Origin of the sequence: Devosia psychrophila, from assembly GCF_000971275.1 — a bacterium.
Lineage (GTDB): Bacteria > Pseudomonadota > Alphaproteobacteria > Rhizobiales > Devosiaceae > Devosia > Devosia psychrophila.
The window spans coordinates 1-4,565 of the sequence record NZ_LAPV01000003.1 but is presented as its reverse complement, the minus strand read 5'-3'; the positions used below and the strand labels follow the sequence as shown (position 1 = coordinate 4,565).

4 protein-coding genes are annotated in these 4,565 nt (G+C 53.1%); 1 reads left to right on the top strand and 3 read right to left on the bottom strand.

Annotation, left to right across the window (positions count from 1 at the left end):
- Window positions 1-741: 741 nt before the first annotated feature.
- The gene (locus WH91_RS00080; RefSeq protein ID WP_244542499.1) at window positions 742-1,575 is read left to right on the top strand and encodes a class I SAM-dependent methyltransferase; all 834 of its coding nucleotides are present in this window, start codon (window positions 742-744) and stop codon (window positions 1,573-1,575) included.
- Between the two features lie 76 nt (window positions 1,576-1,651).
- Here WH91_RS00080 and WH91_RS00075 read toward each other — a convergent pair whose 3' ends face one another.
- The 3 genes from WH91_RS00075 to WH91_RS00065 form a co-directional block, all read right to left on the bottom strand.
- Window positions 1,652-2,332, bottom strand: a complete 681-nt coding sequence (locus tag WH91_RS00075) for an acetyltransferase (RefSeq protein ID WP_046168969.1) — start codon at window positions 2,330-2,332, stop codon at window positions 1,652-1,654.
- Window positions 2,333-2,415: 83 nt separating this feature from the next.
- The gene (locus WH91_RS00070) at window positions 2,416-3,720 is read right to left on the bottom strand and encodes an O-antigen ligase family protein (RefSeq protein WP_046168968.1); all 1,305 of its coding nucleotides are present in this window, start codon (window positions 3,718-3,720) and stop codon (window positions 2,416-2,418) included.
- A 135-nt stretch (window positions 3,721-3,855) separates the two neighbouring features.
- Complete coding sequence (locus tag WH91_RS00065) at window positions 3,856-4,383, bottom strand: O-antigen ligase family protein (RefSeq protein WP_345840343.1); 528 nt, start codon at window positions 4,381-4,383, stop codon at window positions 3,856-3,858.
- Between the last annotated feature and the right edge of the window lie 182 nt (window positions 4,384-4,565).

Genomic DNA, 4,565 nt, shown 5'->3' with positions numbered 1-4,565 from the left:
ATCGAGGAGTTGCCGATCAAATACGCTCTCGGCCGCATCGCCGCCCGCCGCAACGCTGCAAAGGCGCGCATCAACAAATAGCCATACGCTGAAATCCTCAGCCCGCCGCCGTCCTCACCAGATGCTTACTTTCCAACAATCAGAACGCCAGTGATTGAGCCTGCACCATTCAGTGTGAAACCACATCAAACTGGCCTGAGTAGTATCAATCGACCTGCTTTCTATCGTGCGGCTTAGCAATGTGTTGGATGTGGCGGAAATAAACGCCCTGCAGGAAATTTAATCGCGTTTTCATTAATCTTGTTGCTCGTGCCAAACGTCGAAAGATTAGCTCTGTCCTAAAAACCAGCAGCGGCCAAATAGTCGAGAACGGCGCCCGATCCATCGGCAGGGGCTTCACCTGCCGGTTGCGCGACGATGGCTTCACTAGAAGGATGGACCGCCGGGGCTTACAGTGCGACAACGTCTTTGTAAGCCGCTTTGGAGGTCGGTGCCTGCGAGCTCAGGATATTACTCCTACGCAAAGGCGCCGGTCAAATCCGACCCTAGCTTTTGTAGCGCCCGTAGACATGACTCGGTCCTTGACCGAAGATCTCCTGCGGACCCTACTTCAACGCGCTGATGCCAACCTTGGCAGTGGTATAACCGAGCCGAACTCCGCTTATCGAATAAGTAAAATGTGGTTGGACAAATCGAGCCACTTCAGCAAAGCACAATCTTAACTATAGCGAGGAAGTTGGATTGAAGATCTGGCGGTCACATAATAGCGAGGATAAATTGGCGACCGATGACAAGACGATTGCGGATTTTGGTGAACAGTGGACCCGATACGTCGATAATTCCGGATTCTATGGTTCGACAGACCTGTTGGCCGACTATATTGAGCCGCTCTTTCCAGTCCAGAATCTAGTGGGGTTGAAAATCGGCGACATAGGATCTGGTTCCGGTCGCATAGTCAGAATGCTCCTTGAGGCAGGAGCGGCTCATGTCGTTGCGGTCGAGCCCTCCGACGCGTTCGATGTCCTGAAATCCAACACTGCGGATCGAAGTAACGACGTGACCTTGATCCATGGGACTGGGGATCAACTCAAAGTTGAGACGCCACTGGATCTTGTTGTCTCGCTAGGGGTGCTCCATCATATCGTTGATCCTGCATCAACTGTGCGGGCGGCTCGAGCGGCGCTGGGACCCGGGGGCAAGATGCTTGTGTGGCTTTATGGCAAAGAAGGTAATGAGGCTTATCTTGCCATCGCCGAACCGATCCGGATTATTACCAAGAATTTGCCCCATTGGGCATTGTCGGCGATATGCTACCTGGCTGACGCGATACTGAGAGCTTATATTGGGCTGTGTCGACTGTTTCCGCTTCCGATGCGCGGTTACCTCCAAGGAGTTTACGGGAAATTGGCGCCCGACAAACGGCGCCTCGTCATTTATGATCAACTCAATCCAGCTTACGCCAAATACTACACTGAAGCAGAGGCCATAGCACTTTTGGAGGCGAACGGCTTCAAGGACGTCCAGACCCACTGGCGACACGGATACAGTTGGACAGTCATCGGCGACGCACCGTAGAAGAAGTCAGCCAAGGTATCGCGGAGGGCATCGACGAAGCCGTCGTCCTCGCTTTAACTGATGCTCGCCAGCCAGATCAGTCTGGACGGTGAAGTGTTTTGACTAAGCGCGCAGGATTTCCGACCACGACTGTGTAGGGGGCGACGGATTTGAGGACTACCGCGCCCATGCCTACTACAGCGCCCTCCCCAATGATCAGGGGCCGATCACGTGTCCCCTGAATGAACATGGCGCCCGCTCCAACGTAGGCGAAGTCGCCGATATGCACGTTCCCATTGCAGCAAACGCGAGGGGCGAAGGTCACATAGTCTCCAATTACGCAATCGTGCATGACGTAAGAATAGACGTTGGCTTGAAAACTCTTCCCGATTTTTATGTTCGACGTGACCGTCGTAAAATCGCAGAGAACTGAGCCAGCGCCCACGGCAACACCACCAAAAATCCGGGCAGTCTTCGCCGTCAGGCTCGCGATTTGCAAATCTGCAGCGATACACCGATCTTCAATCTTCTTCCGGATTCTGCCGTCCCCGACTGCCGCAATGATTTTACGGGTCCTATGTTCGGATGACTGAAGCTGACGAAAACTTATGACCGGCAGACCATTGCACACTGTCGGCGCATTTTCAGAATCGTCCACAAATACGATATCGGGCCGATCATCGCTGAGGTACGAAATCTCCTCGGCTACCAATTGGTCGGCCGCGATGGGAGCGACTTCCCTCCCCATTCCGCCCGTACCGTAAATTGCGAAACGCATTTTCTACGCCCTTTGTAAGGATGGACTGTAATCGACAAGAGAGCAATTTCACTGCCGTCTATGTCGAGTAGAAGCGTTCAAGGCTATGCAGAATTGCTCAAACCAAAAGAACCTGGGGCCGACGCTTCCTTGCCTATGACTTTAGGTAGGGCATTGGCGACGAAAAATATCACGATCCAAAACAATGGCTGCCTGGCCTCGTAGTGGAGCAACATGAACAGAGCCACCGGGGCCACTGAAACCATCACTCCTCCCAATGTCTTTTTCTCAACGGCGTTGATCAACACCCAAACGGACAACCCAGAAAAAGCCAAGAAGCCCAGAATGCCACTAACCACAAGAATGTCGATCGGGGTATTGTGAGCTTCGTTAAGAGTCACCGTGGACGAGTCTGACAGCATTAAGGGAACATGCGGTCCCGGGCCCATTCCAAATATTGGTGATGACGCAAACACCGAGATGGCATTTTTCCAAAGCGTCATTCTAATCGCGCCCTGCCCCCCGTCGCTTTCCAACAAGGCCATTACCGGGTCAGAATTTGCAGTCGCAGGCAGTTGGCTAACCTCTGATGGCGATGGCCCAACCCATGTTCCCAAAAAGTTCGGCAGGGGCACTGTGAATAGAATTGCAAGCACGAAAGGCAGACAGATTGTCAGTGGCAGGCGCATCGAAGTACGCTTAAACGCCTGGATTCCAGCAATAATAAGCGCCAGCACAAACGTGCCCCCGACGGCGAAAGTGAAGGCCGCGCTGCCTGACATGGCCCCCGCTAATCCGCACGCGGCCGACAACGCAATAAGACCCCAGCTCCTATTATTGCCGCCACACAATTCGATTGCAATGAGCAGCGAAAGCCCGACAGCAGCGAGAAAGGCAATCTGGTTGGGGTTATTGGATAGCCCCTGCAGCTTGTCGCTGTTCATATAGTACATAAGATTCTTGGCGGGGCTGGGAATGATCGCCAAAACTGCGAATACGGCGAGACAGACGTTAATGGCGATCGCAAGGGCCTTTATGTAAGCCATTTCGCGATTTCTAGAGGCGAGGATAAAGGCGCAGACGATCGCAAAGGTGAAAGTATAGGCAATCGTGTCACGAATGCTCAGCCTCTGCGGATCGGTCAGGATCGCTACGATTGCGCCAAGCATAAATACGGCAAAAATGCCCCCTGCGACACCAAGCGCATGCATGGGGATTTTCTGCCTGGACAGCAAATATGCCACGCCTATCAACGCGCAAAAAGCGGCGGCCGCGATTTCCATCAACCCAAAACCGCCAGCAAACTGAAGTTGCTTGAACGTCAAGCCGACTATCGAGAATGCGAAACCATAACGTGTGAGAGCAGACGACAGAATTACCTCGGCCCGATTTTGTAGTCCATCCGACATTGAGTTCAATCTCGATTCGTAGGGTTAGCCATACCGACCATACTAAGCAGTGAAGTCAACCGGGACGCGCCGCCATTTCAGAGTTGCCCGGGATCTTGACTAGCCATGATGCAGCAACACGGCAAACTCGACGCTTTACGAGGGCTGGCCTTTCGCCGTGACATTATCATCGCGACAGAAGCCAATGAGGATTGCTGCCAAGCATACGTACAGCGTCGTGTGATACTCGTATCCAAAACTCAGATAGGTCGCCCCAAACACCAAATAAGCGGTGCTGAGACAAATTGTTCCTATCAACCGAGCGCGAAATTGACTGTCTCTGGGAGACGTCAAACACCCAACAACAGGTGCCGCGATCACCATCCCATAGGCAACCAGACCCGCAGCGCCGGCCGAGACTCCCATATCCAGAGTATCGCTGTGCAAGTGGTGATGCACCAGTTCGAACGTGTCCAGGCCATTGGGAAGGTACGGTGCTATCGACGGCATTAGTTGCCCCCATCCGTAACCAAAAAAAGGAGCATGTTGGAAGGCTTGCCAAGATGCGCCGTACATCAGCTGACGCACATTTCCGGAAGCCTCCTCGATATGCCCCTCAGTGAAAAGATCGATGACAACCTGGGGAAGCGTCATCATCCGTGCAAACCCGAATGGCCAGGCAATCGAGAGGATATAATACCAACGGGGATTATTTGTGACTCGTTTTGGATTCCTTCTTCAGGGAATTACTGATTCCATGGGGCGAAGGAAATTCGCCCATGACAGTCTCGGTTCGGATCAGGCAGGATTATTCGTCGCAAGAGCTTCGGCGCCTGGCATCACGGAGCAAAGACGCCAATCAAAGC

Bases quoted from the DNA above. Each gene is read 5' to 3' on its own strand.
- WH91_RS00075 (WP_046168969.1), bottom strand. From the start codon at position 2,332: ATGCGTTTCGCAATTTACGGTACGGGCGGAATGGGGAGGGAAGTCGCT.
- WH91_RS00070 (WP_046168968.1), bottom strand. From the start codon at position 3,720: ATGTCGGATGGACTACAAAATCGGGCCGAGGTAATTCTGTCGTCTGCT.